This is a genomic window from Halioxenophilus aromaticivorans, assembly GCF_042850945.1.
Classification (GTDB): Bacteria; Pseudomonadota; Gammaproteobacteria; order Pseudomonadales; family Cellvibrionaceae; genus Halioxenophilus; species Halioxenophilus aromaticivorans.
The window spans coordinates 3,186,695-3,201,913 of sequence record NZ_AP031496.1; the positions used below are offsets into that span (position 1 = coordinate 3,186,695).

General features: G+C 50.8%; 14 protein-coding genes. 8 read left to right on the forward strand and 6 right to left on the reverse strand.

Annotated elements, in window-relative coordinates; translation table 11 throughout:
• The first annotated feature begins 22 nt into the window (after positions 1–22).
• On the forward strand, positions 23–730 hold the full coding sequence (locus tag ACGHM3_RS13880; protein WP_345415367.1) for a hypothetical protein: 708 nt from the start codon (positions 23–25) through the stop codon (positions 728–730).
• 29 nt (positions 731–759) lie between these two features.
• Here ACGHM3_RS13880 and ACGHM3_RS13885 read toward each other — a convergent pair whose 3' ends face one another.
• On the reverse strand, positions 760–1,542 hold the full coding sequence (locus tag ACGHM3_RS13885) for a methyltransferase domain-containing protein (protein ID WP_345415364.1): 783 nt from the start codon (positions 1,540–1,542) through the stop codon (positions 760–762).
• Between the two features lie 81 nt (positions 1,543–1,623).
• Here ACGHM3_RS13885 and ACGHM3_RS13890 point away from each other — a divergent pair, with 81 nt between their 5' ends.
• Both ACGHM3_RS13890 and ACGHM3_RS13895 read left to right on the forward strand, forming a co-directional pair.
• A complete protein-coding gene (locus ACGHM3_RS13890) occupies positions 1,624–1,929 on the forward strand; it encodes a GIY-YIG nuclease family protein (RefSeq protein WP_345415361.1) in 306 nt (101 codons plus the stop codon).
• 128 nt (positions 1,930–2,057) lie between these two features.
• Positions 2,058–4,976: an insulinase family protein gene (locus ACGHM3_RS13895; RefSeq protein ID WP_345415358.1), complete on the forward strand. Its 2,919-nt coding sequence runs from the start codon at positions 2,058–2,060 to the stop codon at positions 4,974–4,976.
• Between the two features lie 259 nt (positions 4,977–5,235).
• On the opposite strand, the gene ACGHM3_RS13900 is transcribed toward ACGHM3_RS13895, so the two are convergent.
• Both ACGHM3_RS13900 and ACGHM3_RS13905 read right to left on the reverse strand, forming a co-directional pair.
• Positions 5,236–5,928, reverse strand: a complete 693-nt coding sequence (locus ACGHM3_RS13900) for a HAMP domain-containing sensor histidine kinase (protein ID WP_345415355.1) — start codon at positions 5,926–5,928, stop codon at positions 5,236–5,238.
• Positions 5,929–5,940: 12 nt separating this feature from the next.
• Positions 5,941–7,566, reverse strand: a complete 1,626-nt coding sequence (locus ACGHM3_RS13905; RefSeq protein ID WP_345415352.1) for a response regulator — start codon at positions 7,564–7,566, stop codon at positions 5,941–5,943.
• Between the two features lie 172 nt (positions 7,567–7,738).
• Here ACGHM3_RS13905 and cmoA point away from each other — a divergent pair, with 172 nt between their 5' ends.
• Together cmoA and cmoB are read left to right on the forward strand one after the other, a co-directional pair.
• Positions 7,739–8,485, forward strand: coding sequence for a carboxy-S-adenosyl-L-methionine synthase CmoA (cmoA, locus tag ACGHM3_RS13910; RefSeq protein ID WP_345415349.1), 747 nt, complete (start codon positions 7,739–7,741; stop codon positions 8,483–8,485).
• Positions 8,485–9,453 (forward strand): tRNA 5-methoxyuridine(34)/uridine 5-oxyacetic acid(34) synthase CmoB, encoded by a 969-nt coding sequence (cmoB, locus tag ACGHM3_RS13915; RefSeq protein WP_405002945.1) that lies wholly within the window; start codon positions 8,485–8,487, stop codon positions 9,451–9,453. Before cmoA ends, cmoB begins: the two co-directional genes overlap by 1 nt.
• A gap of 39 nt (positions 9,454–9,492) precedes the next feature.
• Here cmoB and fldB read toward each other — a convergent pair whose 3' ends face one another.
• Complete coding sequence (gene fldB, locus ACGHM3_RS13920; RefSeq protein WP_345415341.1) at positions 9,493–10,035, reverse strand: flavodoxin FldB; 543 nt, start codon at positions 10,033–10,035, stop codon at positions 9,493–9,495.
• A 329-nt stretch (positions 10,036–10,364) separates the two neighbouring features.
• On the opposite strand from fldB, the gene ACGHM3_RS13925 reads away from it, so the two are divergent.
• Positions 10,365–11,063, forward strand: coding sequence for a response regulator transcription factor (locus tag ACGHM3_RS13925; protein WP_345415338.1), 699 nt, complete (start codon positions 10,365–10,367; stop codon positions 11,061–11,063).
• Positions 11,064–11,185: 122 nt separating this feature from the next.
• Positions 11,186–12,463, forward strand: a complete 1,278-nt coding sequence (locus ACGHM3_RS13930) for an ATP-binding protein (protein WP_345415335.1) — start codon at positions 11,186–11,188, stop codon at positions 12,461–12,463.
• Between the two features lie 27 nt (positions 12,464–12,490).
• On the opposite strand, the gene ACGHM3_RS13935 is transcribed toward ACGHM3_RS13930, so the two are convergent.
• Positions 12,491–13,156: an energy-coupling factor ABC transporter permease gene (locus ACGHM3_RS13935; RefSeq protein ID WP_345415332.1), complete on the reverse strand. Its 666-nt coding sequence runs from the start codon at positions 13,154–13,156 to the stop codon at positions 12,491–12,493.
• Between the two features lie 282 nt (positions 13,157–13,438).
• Here ACGHM3_RS13935 and ACGHM3_RS13940 point away from each other — a divergent pair, with 282 nt between their 5' ends.
• On the forward strand, positions 13,439–14,338 hold the full coding sequence (locus tag ACGHM3_RS13940) for a GGDEF domain-containing protein (RefSeq protein ID WP_345415329.1): 900 nt from the start codon (positions 13,439–13,441) through the stop codon (positions 14,336–14,338).
• A 32-nt stretch (positions 14,339–14,370) separates the two neighbouring features.
• On the opposite strand, the gene rluB is transcribed toward ACGHM3_RS13940, so the two are convergent.
• Positions 14,371–15,201, reverse strand: a complete 831-nt coding sequence (gene rluB, locus ACGHM3_RS13945) for a 23S rRNA pseudouridine(2605) synthase RluB (RefSeq protein ID WP_345415327.1) — start codon at positions 15,199–15,201, stop codon at positions 14,371–14,373.
• Positions 15,202–15,219 lie beyond the last annotated feature (18 nt).

The following is a 15,219-nucleotide window of genomic DNA, read 5'->3' on the forward strand; positions in this document are numbered from 1 at the left end:
CGCACGGCTCAATTGGAGTATTATGATCACGCGTTTTCTACTTATCCTTGCCGTCATGGGCATTTGCTTTTACAGCATTAACTACATCCGCCGGCAACCGCCTGAAGAGCAAAAAAAACTGTGGTGGAAAGCCGGCCTGCTTGGTGGTGGCGCCACGCTGGCGCTGCTGGCGTTTACCGGCAAATTGCACTGGGTGGGGCTGTTGATCGCAGCCGTTGTCCCACTGTTTAAATCCTTGCTTAGCCTCGCCACCAGAACCATGCCGGTGATTCTGCCCTGGATGCAACAAAAGGCCCAGCAGAAGAATCAACAGGCGCGCTCAACCAACACTGAGCATCTTCAGTTTGTCGTTGATAAAAATGGCGACATGGGCGGCATGGTGTTAAAAGGTGCGCTCAGCGGCAAACAACTCAAAGACCTGACAGAACCTCAGCTGCTTGCATTTTTGCAGCAATGCCGGCCCTGCCGCGACAGCCACGATGTGTTAGTCGCCTACCTTAACCGCTACCACCCCCACCTACTGAAACGCAAGAACTCTGGCGCCACCCACACTGACCTAACCGAGTCTCAGGCGCTGCAAATACTGGGGCTTAGCACGGGTGCCAGCAAAGACGATATTGTTACAGCCCATCGCAGCCTTATTCAAAAGCTGCACCCTGATCGCGGCGGTAATGATTACCTTGCCGCCCAAATTAATGCTGCCAAAGACTTATTACTGACCAAGCGTTAGCTTTGTCTAGCAAGGGCGTACCAATGTAGCTATTTTGGCTTCTGCCAGAGCATATGCTGGTACCGGCCCAGCTCTCGGTAAGGCGACTGACTGGAGAACTGAAGTTCCAGCGCTTTGAGCTCCTCCGGTTGACGATTGCGATCTTCCTCATTAAGTACAAAATCGTGAAACACCCGAATTCCACTGTGGCAAACCGGCTCTAGGTTCAACGCTTGGCACCAAGTTTTCACATCGTCAATTTTGCGTGGGTAGGTAGGCGTAAGGCTACGTCTGCCACCACGATATTGGCCCTGATTCACTTTTTTAAAATTAGTGCGCAGCAGATTTTTAAAAATCAAGCCGTCGAGGTTATAAAACAGCAGCGACAGTACCCCCCCGGGCTTCAGCATGGTGTGGATGCTGTGCAATAGCGCCTGCGGGTCTTCTACCCACTCCAACACCGCATGGCAGAGGATGACGTCGAAACTTTGACCGGACCAAGCCTGCCTCTGATACTGTACTATGGTGCCATGGAACCAAGCCAACTTTTGCTCAGCTAAGGCCGTTGGCTCTACCTCGGCCAGGGCCAGTTTCAGCATTTCTACTGAGACATCCACCAAAGTAACCTTGTGGCCGAGCGATAACAGAGGCCCAGCAAATGGCGCCCTGCCACAGCCGGCATCCAAAATAACACCGCCGGGTTGCTGCAATTGTGGGCAGCGTTGTTCTAAATCTCGCTGGATGACGTCTAAACGAATCCGGCCCTTTAGCGTTTGGTAGACATTGCTGGCAAATCGATACGCCAAGTCATCGAAATTACGGTCGCCGGCCATCAACACTCCTATATACGTTGGTCCGCTTTAGTTTGCTGCGCGCTGCGTTGGGTATTGCAACGTAAACCGCTACAATGGGGCATGGCAGATACGACGGAAAAAAACTGGGTGGTGTATATCATAGAAACCACCAAAGGCAAGCTGTACACGGGCATTACCAATAACCTACCGCGTCGGACGCAACAGCACCATGTTGGTCGCGGCGCCAAATACTTTCGTATAGACCCACCAAAACATTTGCTGTGGCACGAACCCAACCACACCAAGGTTACAGCAGCGCGGCGTGAAATTGAGATTAAAAAGCTCACCCGACAACAAAAGCTATTCATTATTCAATCAGCTAAACAGCAACGATTACCCATACCTATAAGCCCACCCGCCAGCTGACCATGAGCGGTTTTTCGCAGCTCAGTAAAGGTGTACACTGACTCAACTGAAGGCCTACAAACACCGTTAGTAACAGCCCGAAATCGCTAACTGGGCCAACCCTTTGCACGACACAACCTGAGGAACCTATGCCGTCTAACGCTCACCCTGCTTTTGAGCTGCTACGCAGCCACACCATCGAATCTCTCGGTATTCAGGTTGAAGAATATCGCCATAGCAAAACCGGCGCCCAACATATCCACCTTGCGGCGGATAACCAAGAAAACGTGTTTTTGGTAGCACTGCGGACAGTCCCCATGGACTCCACCGGCGTAGCTCACATTCTGGAACATACCGCGCTGTGTGGCAGTGAGAAATTCCCGGTACGCGACCCCTTCTTTATGATGATTCGGCGTTCTCTCAACACCTTTATGAACGCTTTCACCAGCTCTGATTGGACCGCATACCCCTTTGCCAGCCAAAACAAAAAGGATTTCAACAATCTACTGGATGTTTATTTAGACGCCGTATTCTTCTCACGGCTAGACCCGTTGGATTTTGCCCAGGAGGGACACCGTGTCGAATTCGCCCAGGCCGACGACCCCAATTCTGAATTGGTTTATAAAGGTGTGGTGTACAACGAAATGAAAGGCGCCATGAGCTCCGTGCCGTCTCAGTTGTGGCAAGCCATCTGCAAGTATCTGTTCCCCACCACAACCTACCACTTCAATAGCGGTGGCGAGCCCGACGTTATTCCCAGCCTCAGTTACGAACAACTGCAGCGGTTTTATCGCACCCACTATCACCCCAGCAACGCCATCTTCATGACCTTTGGCGACATTCCTGTGGTGGAGCACCAAACCAAATTTGAAGAACAGGTATTAACTCGCTTTAAAAAGCTCGATTATCAAGTCAGTGTAGGCGATGAGCAGCGTTACCACGCCCCGGTGCGGGTGCAGGAATACTACCCACTGGACGACGATGAAGATCTTACGAGTAAAACACATTTGGTGATGGGTTGGCTGCTGGGTAAATCCACAGACCTAGACGCCGTACTGCAAGCGCAACTGCTCAACAACCTCCTACTAGACAACAGCGCGTCACCACTGCAAAAACTGTTAGAGACCACAGAACTGGGGTCGGCCCCCTCCCCCATGTGCGGTTTAGACGACTCTCAGAAAGAGTTGTCGTTTCTGTGCGGCATTGAGGGCAGCGAAGCAGAACATGCCGAAGCCTTTGAACAGGCCGTCTTGGCGGTGATCACCGACATTGCCGAAAACGGCGTCAGCGACAAACAATTACAAGCCAGTCTGCACCAGCTGGAATTAGCGCAACGCGAGATTGGAGGCGACTCCTATCCTTACGGCTTGCAGTTGATTCTGTCCGGCCTAACTTCAGCCACCCACAGAGGTGATGCCATTGCCTTGCTGGATGTAGAACCGGCGCTACAGAAATTACGCACCGCCGCCGGGGAACCCAATTTTGTCCAGAACCTCGCCAAGACTTTGCTGTTGGATAACCCACACCGAGTTCATCTAACCATGGTGCCGGATGGCTCTATCAGCCAGCACAAGGTTGCAGCCGAGCAACAGCGCCTGGCGGAGTTAAAATCAGGACTTAGCGAAGAGCAAAAGCAAAGTGTGGTGGCACTGGCGCAACAGCTTAAACAACGCCAGGAACAAGCGGACGACGAAAGTGTGCTGCCCAAAGTCACCGTGGCCGATGTTCCGGCCAACATGCACCGTGCGGTAGGCGAAGAATACAAAGTTGGCGACAGCGCTTTAAGTGTTTACCACGCTGGGACTAACGGCCTGGCCTATCAGCAGGTTGTTATGGACCTGCCCCAGCTCGACGATGAGCTGCTAGCCGTACTGCCCATTTACACCCTGTGCTTAACAGAGCTGGGACTCGGCGATCAAGACTACCTGGCCATTCAGCAACGCCAAGCTCAAGTAACGGGTGGCCTAAACGCCTTTAGCAGTATGCGCGGTGACATAGACAACGCCCAAAACCTAACCAGTTTTGTAACCGTTTCCGGTAAGGCACTGGCGCGCAACCAACAGCAGCTCACTGAACTTATGGATCAAACCCTAACTTCAGTGCGATTTGATGAACACGCCCGCATGAAAGAGCTTATCTCACAAGTGCGCGCCCGACGCGAGATGAGCGTGACTGGCTCTGGCCACGCGCTGGCGATGTCCGCGGCTGCCAGTGGTTTAAGCAGTGGTGCCAATATCAATCATCGATTATCCGGCCTAGCTGGTATTAAGTCGCTCAAAGCCCTGGATAAGTCGCTGGCAGAGCCCGCCGCCTTGGCAGCCTTGGCCGACAAGTTGAGCCGTATACACAAGGCGGTAACCAATAACCAACGGCGTTACTTCCTGGCCGCTGATGCCGAGCATACCGTGGAATGCATTGCCAATATTGAGCAGCAATGGGGCCAGTATTCCGCCGGCATTAGTTCGCATTTTAGCGCGCCGCCAGTGAGCACAAATTCGTTGCAAGCGTGGATTGCCAATACCCAGGTAAACTTCTGTGCTAAGGCGTACCCCACGGTAACCATGAACCATCCAGATTCGCCGGTGCTTACGGTACTCTCCGGCTTTTTGCGCAATGGTTATTTACACCGCACTATCCGCGAGCAGGGTGGCGCTTATGGTGGCGGAGCCAGCCAAGATTCCAACAGCGCAAGCTTTCGCTTTTATTCCTATCGTGACCCTCGCTTATCCGAAACCCTGGCCGATTTCGACCGTGCAATCGACTGGTTGCACAGCGCAACGCACAGCGACCAATCGGTGGAAGAAGCTATTTTGGGCGTGGTAGCCTCACTGGATAAACCTAGCTCTCCGGCGGGTGAAGCTAAACAAGCATTCCACGCGCAACTGGCTGGGCGCAGTCAAAGCGTGAGGGAATTGTTTCGCCAGCGCGTACTGGAGGTAACCGCGGGCGACATGCAGCGAGTGGCCGAAACCTATTTACAGGCCGACAAAGCCAGTACTGCGGTTATCACCCACAATGGCAGCAGTGAAGAAACCGCTAAACTGGGGTTAGAGAGCTTCGTTTTGTAGCCCTTCAAAGCAGCCACACACTACTTGTAAACCGAGGTAACGTGTGGTTGTAAAACCTGGTTTGTTTTCAGTCTAGCCCCCCACCCCTGGTCGTTTTTACTTTGTTTATCTCAGCAGGGGGGGGTATTTATCTCAATTGTGAGTTCTCTCATCCTTGATATCTCACAAACGAAATCTCAACCTACTCAGCTCGCCCGTGTACTCGCCCCTGTGAATAATTAACTACGCCCACGAGGATATTGCGAGATGCTGTTCGGCCCTAAGGCAAAATTAGAACCAGCTCGCCGCCGGGAAGGCGTCCTGCATTGAGCAGCTCTAGGCGACCTGTAATGTCGTTCCGTTTGTGTCGTTTTGCAATTTGAGAAGCGAAGTAAAGGCCCAAATTAGTACGATGACGGTCAAATTCCTGAGCTTCATAGTCTGCTGTTTGCGCCCCGAGCATGGCGCGCGGGAAACCGGGCCCGTTGTCAGAAATCCGTACCTCCAGGCATTGGTCCGTAATCTGCGCGGAGACCAATATCTTATCCTTGGTGTAACGCGATGCATTGACCAAGGCATCGTTGATTACCGCTGCTACCATCTCGCCGTCAAAGTACCAAACCAAATCCTCAGCGCAGTCCAAATGCACTGTAATACCCTGCATCGTAAACAGTGTTTCATTACGTGTTATTTGGTCTTCCAATAATTCAATCACATACTGTTCATCGATGGTTACCGGTAGCCGCTGTTTTTGCATACGATAAACCGATAACAACTGCACCAGCTCCGCGCTGATGCGAGAAGCCTCGTATTGCAACGTCGTGAATTGCTTGGCCTGGCGCTGATTGGCTGGGTCCATCTCGGAAATTACCTCATCCAAAGAACCCAACAGCATCCCCAGTGAGTTTTTCATGTCGTGCACGCTGGCGGCAAGAATCAGAGAAAAATCATCATTGGCGTTTTCGGAAGACATAGCCCAGTCCTTTTAGTGGCTTAGCGCACATTTTTGGCGTTTCTCTTTCAATTGAATGTAGCGTCGGTATTGGCCATCGGTTGGATGAATTTTTTGACTCACAAAATCCAACGCCTCATCCACCTGTGCAATCAGACCCGGTTCTACGTCGTCGGCTTCACACTGCGCCAAAAGGACTTGTAGCAGGTTTAAACGCACACCTACATGGGAGGGAAACAACGCTTGTGCATGTGCAAAAGCTTCCGCCGCTTGAGTAAAAGCGTGCCGCTGATAATGTCGTATGCCATCACTGTTAAAGCGAGCAATCAAGCTTTTATTTTTTGTACTTTTAGGTTCGTCTAATAACAGGTCTAATTGTTCCAGTTTTTCTTGGTCATTTTTGTGCTGCTCGCACAACGCCTGCAAAAGCTCCTCTGCTTCTTGTTGCTTGCCAAAACAGCGTTGTGCTTTGATCGTCTCAAACGCCACCTCAAAGGGCAAAGCACACAAGGGTGTTTGCTGTACCTGAGCACAGGCTTCATGAAACATCTGCTCGCCGCGAACAACGTCCTGGGACCGCAACATGAGCTGTGCCTGCAGTAATTTACTTTGGAGTGCGATAGACTGCTCAAGGCTAGGCGCCTCCAAAAATTTCAATTTGGATACTGCATCCTTGAGCGCTTCGGGAGAAGGCAGCTGTTCGTTCAGGCTAAGGGCAGAGCGGGCATAATTTAAATTCTGCTGGGGGGTTTTATAGACCGAATGTTCGGCCAACCGAATCACCCGACGTAAAGCCTTTACTGCAACTGCAAAATCTTGGTTACGCACCGCCGTATCGGCCAATCGCTCCTGGCGCAGTAACGCTAGAGGCGAAATAGACACAGCACTTTGCAGTGTCGCCTGTACCTGCCTGCCATCGTTGTTGCTAGCCAAGACATCGGCCAGACCATCATAGGCTTTTAGATTTAGCGGGTTTACGGTAATGAGATCCTGAAACCAGCGCTTGGCCATGTCTAGATCGCCCTGCAAATGCCGGATCTTGGCCATGCCCAGTCGGGCCCATTCCAGTGGTCTTACTTGCAATACCGAGCGATAGACTTGCTCGGCTGCACCGAGATCGCCGGCTTCCAACAGCAAATTCGCCAAGTATTTTTGGCAGAACCCACTTTGATAACCACGCCGGCGAATGTGATCCCGGCAGGCGGAAATAGCCGCAGCAGTATCATGGTTATCCATCGCAGTTAATAAAGGCTGCAACTGCTGGTACATAACTAAAATTCGGTCTAGGCGCTGCTGTAATGTTTTCGCTGTGATCGGTTTAGAGAGATAGGCGTCCGGTTCCACATCGGAGGCCGCCAGTACAATCTCTTTGCTGTTTTCAGCTGACACTAAAACGAATATTTGTCTGCTGTCCAGCCGGCGGTGAAAGCGCAATGATTCCAGTAACTGCAACCCAGTGGCACCGTTACCAAGATTGTAATCGGATAATATAGCGTCGTAGCGCCATTGCTCGCACAGCGTTTGAGCATCTTCGGCATTGCTGGCGCCATCAACCTTGGCGACACCAAAGTCCTCCAACATGCGGGCCACAGTAGATCGAAAGCCATCGAAATCATCCAATATTAGGATGCGCAGTTTGTGATACTCCCTAAACGCCATAGCTGTGGTTTAAACTCTTCCTCTGGAACACCTTGGGCATTGTTCGCCCTACCTGTAAAGTTTAGGTCATAGACAATAACTTGAGCAGATATAGGCCCAACGGTGGCTTCCCCTTCCCCAGCGTCAGCTATTTGCATAAAATCAGCGCCCATTTGATCAACCGAGCCTCGTCATGCCCATCGATAAACCCAATGCAGATAAGCTGTTCTCTGAGCCAATGAAGCAAATCGACCAGTTTACCTTCAACAAATCTGTGGTAGACGTGTTCCCAGATATGATCAAACGTTCAGTACCAGGCTACACCACAATCATTGGCATGATTGGCGATTTGGCCGAGCGTTTCACCCAGCCCAATACCCGCTGTTACGATCTCGGATGCTCCCTAGGAGCAGCCACTTTAGCCATGCGCAGAAGGATTGGCGTGGACGGCTGCGAGATAGTAGCCATCGATAATTCTCAGGCAATGATCGACCAATGCTCTAAGCTGATTGCCCGGGATCATGGAGCAACCCACGTTGACGTAAACTGCCAAGATGTCTTGGATGTCCACATTAGCAATGCCTCCATCGTCGTATTGAATTTCACCCTTCAATTTATTGCCCAAGAACATCGCCACACGATTTTGAAAAATATCTATCGAGGGTTAAACCCAGGTGGTGTTTTGATCATGTCAGAAAAGGTTGCCTTTGAAGATCAAAGCCACCACGAATTGATGATCGATCTTTATCACAGCTTTAAAAAGGTCAATGGCTACAGCGATTTAGAGATATCACAAAAACGGGAAGCCCTGGAAAACGTATTAATACCTGAAACACTGACCCAGCATAGACAGCGGCTAAAAGCCTGCGGTTTTGCCGATGCCGACGTTTGGTTTCAGTGTTTTAATTTTGCCTCAATAATTGCTCAGAAGCCGTTATGATTGAATATTATCAGGACTTAATCGAAAACCTAAAAGGTACTAACCTGGCTGCCTGGGCTGAGCGCATACCGGCTCAAATTAGTGACGGCCTATCAACCAAACGCTTCGGTGATCTGCCCGCGTGGATTTCCGCCCTGGAGCAACTACCCGCGCCCGTGACTAAGACCATAGAACTCAAGGACCGCGTGGAAATTGGAGCGCCCGGCGATGCCTCGGTGGCCACACTGAAATCGATGGAAGACGCATTACGTGCGCTCATCCCCTGGCGCAAGGGCCCCTATACCGTCCACGGTATTCACATCGATACCGAATGGCGATCAGACTGGAAATGGCACCGGCTGATCGACCACATAGCCCCACTGCACGACCGCACTGTACTTGATGTCGGTTGTGGTAATGGCTATCACTGTTGGCGGGCGTTAGGCGCCGGTGCTAAACGCGTCATCGGCATCGACCCATCGCCTCGGTTTATCGTGCAGTTTGCCATGATGAAAAAGCTTATTGGAGCCGCACCGGTGCACGTCTTACCGGTGACAATGGAACAGGTGCCGGCCAACCTGCAAGCTTTTGATACCACCTTCAGTATGGGTGTTCTGTATCATCGCCGATCGCCTTTCGATCACCTAAAAGAACTCAAAGAGACTTTAACACTCGGCGGCGAGTTGGTGCTCGAAACCCTAGTCGTAGACGGCCCCGAGGGCCATGTACTGGTGCCCAAAAAGCGCTATGCCATGATGAATAACGTATGGTTTTTACCCAGCTGCGCAACCCTTCACATTTGGCTAGAGAAGATCGGTTTTAAGAAGGTGAAGCTGATTGATGTTAATGAAACCACTTTGGAAGAACAGCGCTCTACGCAATGGATGAAGTTCCATTCACTGGAGCAGTTTTTAGACCCCAACGACAGAGGCAAAACCATTGAGGGATATCCCAGGCCAAAACGAGCCGTGTTTACCGCCGAGGCCTAAAAGTAATCTAGGGGCGAATAAGGTGAAAACATTGGCAGGCTAGTCTTCCAGCAGCGTGATGTCGATGTCCAGATCAAACTCGGCACACACCTGCTGGCACCACTGATTGATTCGCGTGTTGGTTAATTCTTCCTGCTGATCTTCATCAATGGCCAAACCAACAAAACAGTTTTGATCGGCAAGTAGAGCTTTAGAGGCATCAAACTCGTAGCCGTCCACCGGCCAAAAGCCGACCACGCTGGCTGCAGTTTTTAACACTACCTGATACAACTCGCCCATGGCATCAAGGAAAAAATCACCGTAGCCAAATTGATCACCCAGGCCGAACATGGCCACCGTTTTACCGCTAAAATCCAGGTTTTCTAGATCTGGCCAAAATTCTTCCCAATCGGATTGTATTTGACCAAAGTCCCATGTCGGAATGCCAAGAATAATACGATCATACTGATCAAATTCTAATTGGGTTACGTCGGCAATGTCGAATATATCGATATTTTCAGGGCCCAAGCAGGCCTGAATTTTTTCTGCCACTGATTCCGTATTGCCCTCATCGCTACCAAAGAATAAGCCAATATTCGCCATGCATGCCTCTGTGTTTATTCCTGCGAGTCGCCAGCACGCCTCACTTAGGCCAAGTAAAATTACTAAAGTGCATAACGACATTAAAATGGTGCGCAATTATAGGTAAACTGTGGCCGATACTCTAGCCTTTGGCGCGGCCGAGCCCACAGCGATCAACAACCAAACCTAGCGCTCAAAACGCAATCAAAGGTATTGAATAGTCGTTACACTACCGTTTATTCTGTAAAAGTTAAATTTTGTCAAGAATGTGTGCGAAATTGGTATAAATCTTTGCACCAGTAGTACAGAATGTCGCAAAGGAATTATGGAAAGGACCGTAGGATTGCTCTATGACCAATGTCTTGCTGGTAGACGATGACAAGGAACTGTGTGCCCTGTTAAACGATTACTTAACCCAAGAAGGGTTTAACGTAAACGCGATTCACCACGGTGGCGAAGCCCTCGCTTTTTTAAAACAATCTCAACCCGATGTAGTGGTTCTCGACGTGGTTCTGCCAGTTTACAACGGCTACGAACTGCTGGGTAAAATCCGGGAATTCTCCCAGGTCCCCATCATTATGTTGACGGGCAAAAGTGATTCTATCGACCGTATTGTGGGGCTCGACCTAGGCGCCGACGACTATCTACCAAAGCCGTGTAACCCACGCGAACTAGTCGCTAGAATCAACGCCGTTAGACGCCGCATCGGTAGCGCTCAGGTGGCCCCCAGCGCAGAAGTATTAAATGTGAACGGCATCACGCTTAATCGCGGCAATCGCAGTTGTGTCTTCAATGGCAACAGCCTGAATATTACCGGTGCCGAATTCTCAATACTCGACCAATTAATGTCTAAAGCCGGCAACATTTTAAGTAAAGAAATACTCACCGAAAAAGCACTCAGCAGAAAACTTACGCCCTACGACAGGAGCATTGACGTGCACGTGAGTAACATTCGTAAAAAGCTGGCTTCCATCGGCGTTGATAAGGACCAAATTATTAATGTTCGCGGTGCCGGCTATATGTTTACTGTCACCAGTACTGCGGAATGAATCGCCTACATATAAAAATGTTTGCGGTATTCTGGCTTGTAGCGGGAACCATTTCGCTCATTGCGCTTAGCTATGATAAAAATCGTACTAATCGTTCTGTGGCCATCATAACGCCTGCGCCTATGCCTAACTCTGTGTCACAGCGCTTGGCAGACGACCTCCTCTCTTCAATAATCGCCCACGATCTGGTTTCGCTCACTACGGCCTTCGCCGAGGGCGATGAGGACTTTAACCAATACGTCTATATTCTCGACCCAAGTAACGAAGACTTACTACACCGCACCCTGCCCGAGAGCCTACAACCACTGGCAGCTCAGCTAAACAGCGAAAACCGTAATGCTCAGCTTGGCAAGCACATTGGTCGCTTAGTTACCCTCAGTGACGGTACCGAAGTTAAAGCGCTCACCTTTGTCAAAAGCCCAGTGGATGTTTACATGGCTGTGTATGCACCACACCTCTTTGCCTGGATTTTGTTTGGCTTGGTAACCAGTCTGGTAGCGTGCCTTTGGCTGGGGCATTGGATTGCCAATGATTTACGCCAATTAAAATCCGCCAGCAAAAAGATCGCTCAAGGACAACTGTCCTCCCGTGTGCTCCCCAATAGTCACTTTGAGTGCGCGGAGCTGGCCGACCTAGGCAAAAACTTTGATTTTATGGCCGAAGGTATTGAACACGCCCTGCTAGCCCAGCAGCGGGTGACCAAGGAAGTCTCACACGAATTGCGCGCGCCCATTGCCAGAATTGCGGTAGCCGTTGAATTGGCAAAACGCCAAATGCAAGGCCGTGGCGAACGCGAGCTCAACGTCATCGAGGAAGCCACAGAGTCCTTGCAGCATACCATCACCAATATTTTGGCCATGCCTCGAGACGATCAAGAATCCTTTGAGCTACCGGATATTATTGACCTAGTACCTCTGTTGAAAAGCACTTTGAGGCAAAACAGAGCGGCAGCCAAACAGAAAGGCGTTCGCCTACTAACGTTGTTCAAATGCGAAGAGGTTCTTCTCAACACCAGGAGCTCAGTTTTGGTGGGTGTGTTTGATAACGTTCTGCGCAACGCCATAAAATACACCAACCCCAATTCATCGGTATTTTTATCGCTTGGATTAATAAACAAAGGCTCCGCAGTTCAGGTGGTGATTGGCGATGAGGGCCCGGGCGTAGAGGGCTCGGATATCAACAAAATATTCCAGCCCTTCTACCGTGGCAATGTTGCGGCTCAGAGTAACGACGACGGCTGCGGCCTAGGCTTGGCCATCGCGCACCGCACGGTGGCTTTACATCAAGGCAACATCACCGCTGAAAACCGCCCCAACGGCGGACTTGTGGTCTTTATTACGCTTCCCACCGCCGCCGATCCCTCACTGGGAGAGGCTCACGCCAACGTCGTAACTGCCTAGGCTTCATCCCCCTTACCCGTCCGACCCTTACCTATCAGATAAATAACGTTCGTCATCGTAGTTTTTAACCAACTCTGGCCACAATACCGTGATGGTTGTGAGCACCGCCCCACCCATAAAGCCCTCAGGAAACATGGATACCGCAAACAGCCAGAGGTTATCTTGCAGCACTACCCTCAAGCTCCACACATCCAGCGCCCAAAACAACGCCAGTATTGTTAGCGCCGAGGCCGCTGTGGTGGCCATGGAACCAAAGAATCCACCGCCCAACAGGTAAACGAAGAGGTTATTCACCGGTAAAGCAAGCACCAATCGGCGCACCCCGTAGGCAATGGAGGCTGGTATCAACACTGCCAGTAACATCTGGGAGCTCAGCGTATACCACGGCATGGGCTCTAGCAGCTGATTGACCACGACTGCCATGGCACCCAGGATAACGGTAAGTGGCCAGCCAAATATAAACACGGCGGCGGTTAAGCCGCATAAATGCACGCTGAAGGATTGCGCTGCGGGAATGCGTAATAGCCAGATAAAACTGATGACAATCCAATAGCCTATCCAGAGCAAGCTGCGTTCTCGCACAGAAAAAAACGCGCGCCACGGCGCCTGGTACAACGCCAATGCCGACCCGACGCAGCAAGCAGCGAAAGATACCCAAAGGAATAAATCGCCAGGATAGATGCTGACTAGCAAGACAGAGCCCCACCACGGCGTCCGCGCACAGTGCTAATAAATTGCATTAAAAATGCCAAGAGATTGACGCGCTCACTCAGCCCCAAGAAAAATACCTTGTAAGCTATTGGTTTAAATACGTTTTTCAGAAAAAAAATAAATGGCACGATCTTAGCTTAATGACGTTAAAGTGGGAATTGTTGGTTATTTACTGTTAAGTCCTTGACTACGCTGCCGACAAACCTGTTTGAAGCACCCGATGGCTAAGCGCCTTTACGGGTATTACTGACTTAGGACGAACTTATGCTTTCTCCAACAGGCACACGTGATCGATTCAGCAAACGCGCAGCGCTGGTAACCCAAAAATCGCCGGTTCCAGACTTGGGCGATACGCTCACCTTCGTACAAAGCTTACAGTCTAGCCTTGAACTCGAGGTGATACTGCCACTGTTATTGGAACGCTTGTGTCTGTTTATACCCGGCAGCCGAATGAGCTACCGACATGAGTCTCTGGGTATTGAACTTGAGTTTGGCGGACCTAAGCTCAAGCACCAGTTTTACTACCAACTTAAAACAGAGCATCAAGAGCTGGGTGAAATACGTATCAGTAACTCAAAAAGACTCAACGAGGGCCACTTAAAAGCCATCGAAGAGAATTTATCACACCTATTGTTTCCCCTGCGTAACGCTATGCTGTACCAAGAGGCCATTCGTAGTGCACGGGTGGACGCTCTAACAGGGGTTGGCAATCGCTTTGCCTTCAGCCGGTCGTTCGAGCGTGAGCACGCCTTGGCAATGCGTCACCAAAATGATCTGTCTTTGCTGGTTTTGGATGTTGATTATTTCAAATCTATCAACGATCGCTACGGACACTTGGTGGGTGACCAAGTGTTGCGTGAGGTGGCCCAAGCGATACAAAATGCTATGCGGCAAACGGATATGGTATTTCGCTATGGCGGCGAGGAATTTACCGCCATATTGACCAAGACAGACGCAGAAGGTGCGGCAGTCATTGCTGACCGCGTCCGTAAGCACGTGGCCGATTTGTATATCCGCCATGAAGGCCAGCGTATCGCGGTCACCATAAGCATCGGCGCTAGCAGCTCGTCGGATTCCGTTGATGGCAGAGCCATGTTCGAGCAAGCCGACAATAACCTTTACCGAGCAAAGCGTAACGGTCGTAACCAAGTCTGCAGCGGGTAACCACGCTACAAATAAGTTAGGATTTCTCTCGCTTAGGAACGTTTATGCCCACGAGAGCGCAGCTTTTTCTCTCTTCGCTCTCGGGCTTGTTTCTCACTGGGGCTTACGGCTTTGTATTTTGGCGGTGTAATGCCCGCCGTAAGGCAAAGGTCAGACACCTCTCTGGGCATTAGCTCCACCCACTGGCCCACGCGCACATGGGAAGGAATAAAGATATTGCCGTATCGCACACGTTTTAACCGGCTAACTTTTACCCCCTGGGACTCCCACAAGCGCCTTACTTCACGATTACGACCTTCCATTACCACACAATAGAACCAGCGGTTTTTCCCCTCACCCGCCCCGTCTACGATATCGGTGAACTTGGCAACGCCATCATCGAGCAATACACCTTCTATAAGCCGCTTTTTCATATCCTCGTCAACCGTGCCCTGGATCCTAACCAAGTACTCGCGATCAATCACCGACGACGGGTGCATAAGCTTATGAGCCAATTCCCCGTCGTTGGTGAATAGCAGCAAACCACTAGTGTTGAAATCCAGTCGGCCCACGGATATCCAGCGCCCATTGTTCAGCTTGGGCAGCCGGTCGTAGACCGTGCGCCGCCCTTCCGGATCAGAGCGCGAGCAAATCTCACCCTCTGGTTTGTTATACAGCAGAACACGCTGGCGCTCACTTTCGGGCTGGTCACTGACCTTTTTTCCGCGAAAGGTTAATTTATCATCTGCGGTTACCCGGTCACCGAGGCTTGCCACCTGCCCGTTGACCATCACTTCGCCTTGCGCGATAGCGCGCTCCATTTCACGTCGCGAGCCTAAACCGGCGCGCGCCAGTACTTTTTGTAATTTTTCGTCTTCGGCCATAATGTGTTTACTGCGTTG

What these genes read in the sequence shown, in the direction of transcription:
- fldB (WP_345415341.1), bottom strand. Translation starts at nt 10,035, where the DNA reads ATGGCGAATATTGGCTTATTCTTTGGTAGCGATGAGGGCAATACGGAA.
- ACGHM3_RS13905 (WP_345415352.1), bottom strand. Translation starts at nt 7,566, where the DNA reads ATGGCGTTTAGGGAGTATCACAAACTGCGCATCCTAATATTGGATGAT.
- cmoA (WP_345415349.1), top strand. Translation starts at nt 7,739, where the DNA reads ATGCCCATCGATAAACCCAATGCAGATAAGCTGTTCTCTGAGCCAATG.
- ACGHM3_RS13895 (WP_345415358.1), top strand. Translation starts at nt 2,058, where the DNA reads ATGCCGTCTAACGCTCACCCTGCTTTTGAGCTGCTACGCAGCCACACC.
- rluB (WP_345415327.1), bottom strand. Translation starts at nt 15,201, where the DNA reads ATGGCCGAAGACGAAAAATTACAAAAAGTACTGGCGCGCGCCGGTTTA.
- ACGHM3_RS13925 (WP_345415338.1), top strand. Translation starts at nt 10,365, where the DNA reads ATGACCAATGTCTTGCTGGTAGACGATGACAAGGAACTGTGTGCCCTG.
- ACGHM3_RS13880 (WP_345415367.1), top strand. Translation starts at nt 23, where the DNA reads ATGATCACGCGTTTTCTACTTATCCTTGCCGTCATGGGCATTTGCTTT.
- ACGHM3_RS13930 (WP_345415335.1), top strand. Translation starts at nt 11,186, where the DNA reads ATGCCTAACTCTGTGTCACAGCGCTTGGCAGACGACCTCCTCTCTTCA.
- ACGHM3_RS13900 (WP_345415355.1), bottom strand. Translation starts at nt 5,928, where the DNA reads ATGTCTTCCGAAAACGCCAATGATGATTTTTCTCTGATTCTTGCCGCC.
- ACGHM3_RS13885 (WP_345415364.1), bottom strand. Translation starts at nt 1,542, where the DNA reads ATGGCCGGCGACCGTAATTTCGATGACTTGGCGTATCGATTTGCCAGC.
- ACGHM3_RS13890 (WP_345415361.1), top strand. Translation starts at nt 1,624, where the DNA reads ATGGCAGATACGACGGAAAAAAACTGGGTGGTGTATATCATAGAAACC.
- ACGHM3_RS13940 (WP_345415329.1), top strand. Translation starts at nt 13,439, where the DNA reads ATGCTTTCTCCAACAGGCACACGTGATCGATTCAGCAAACGCGCAGCG.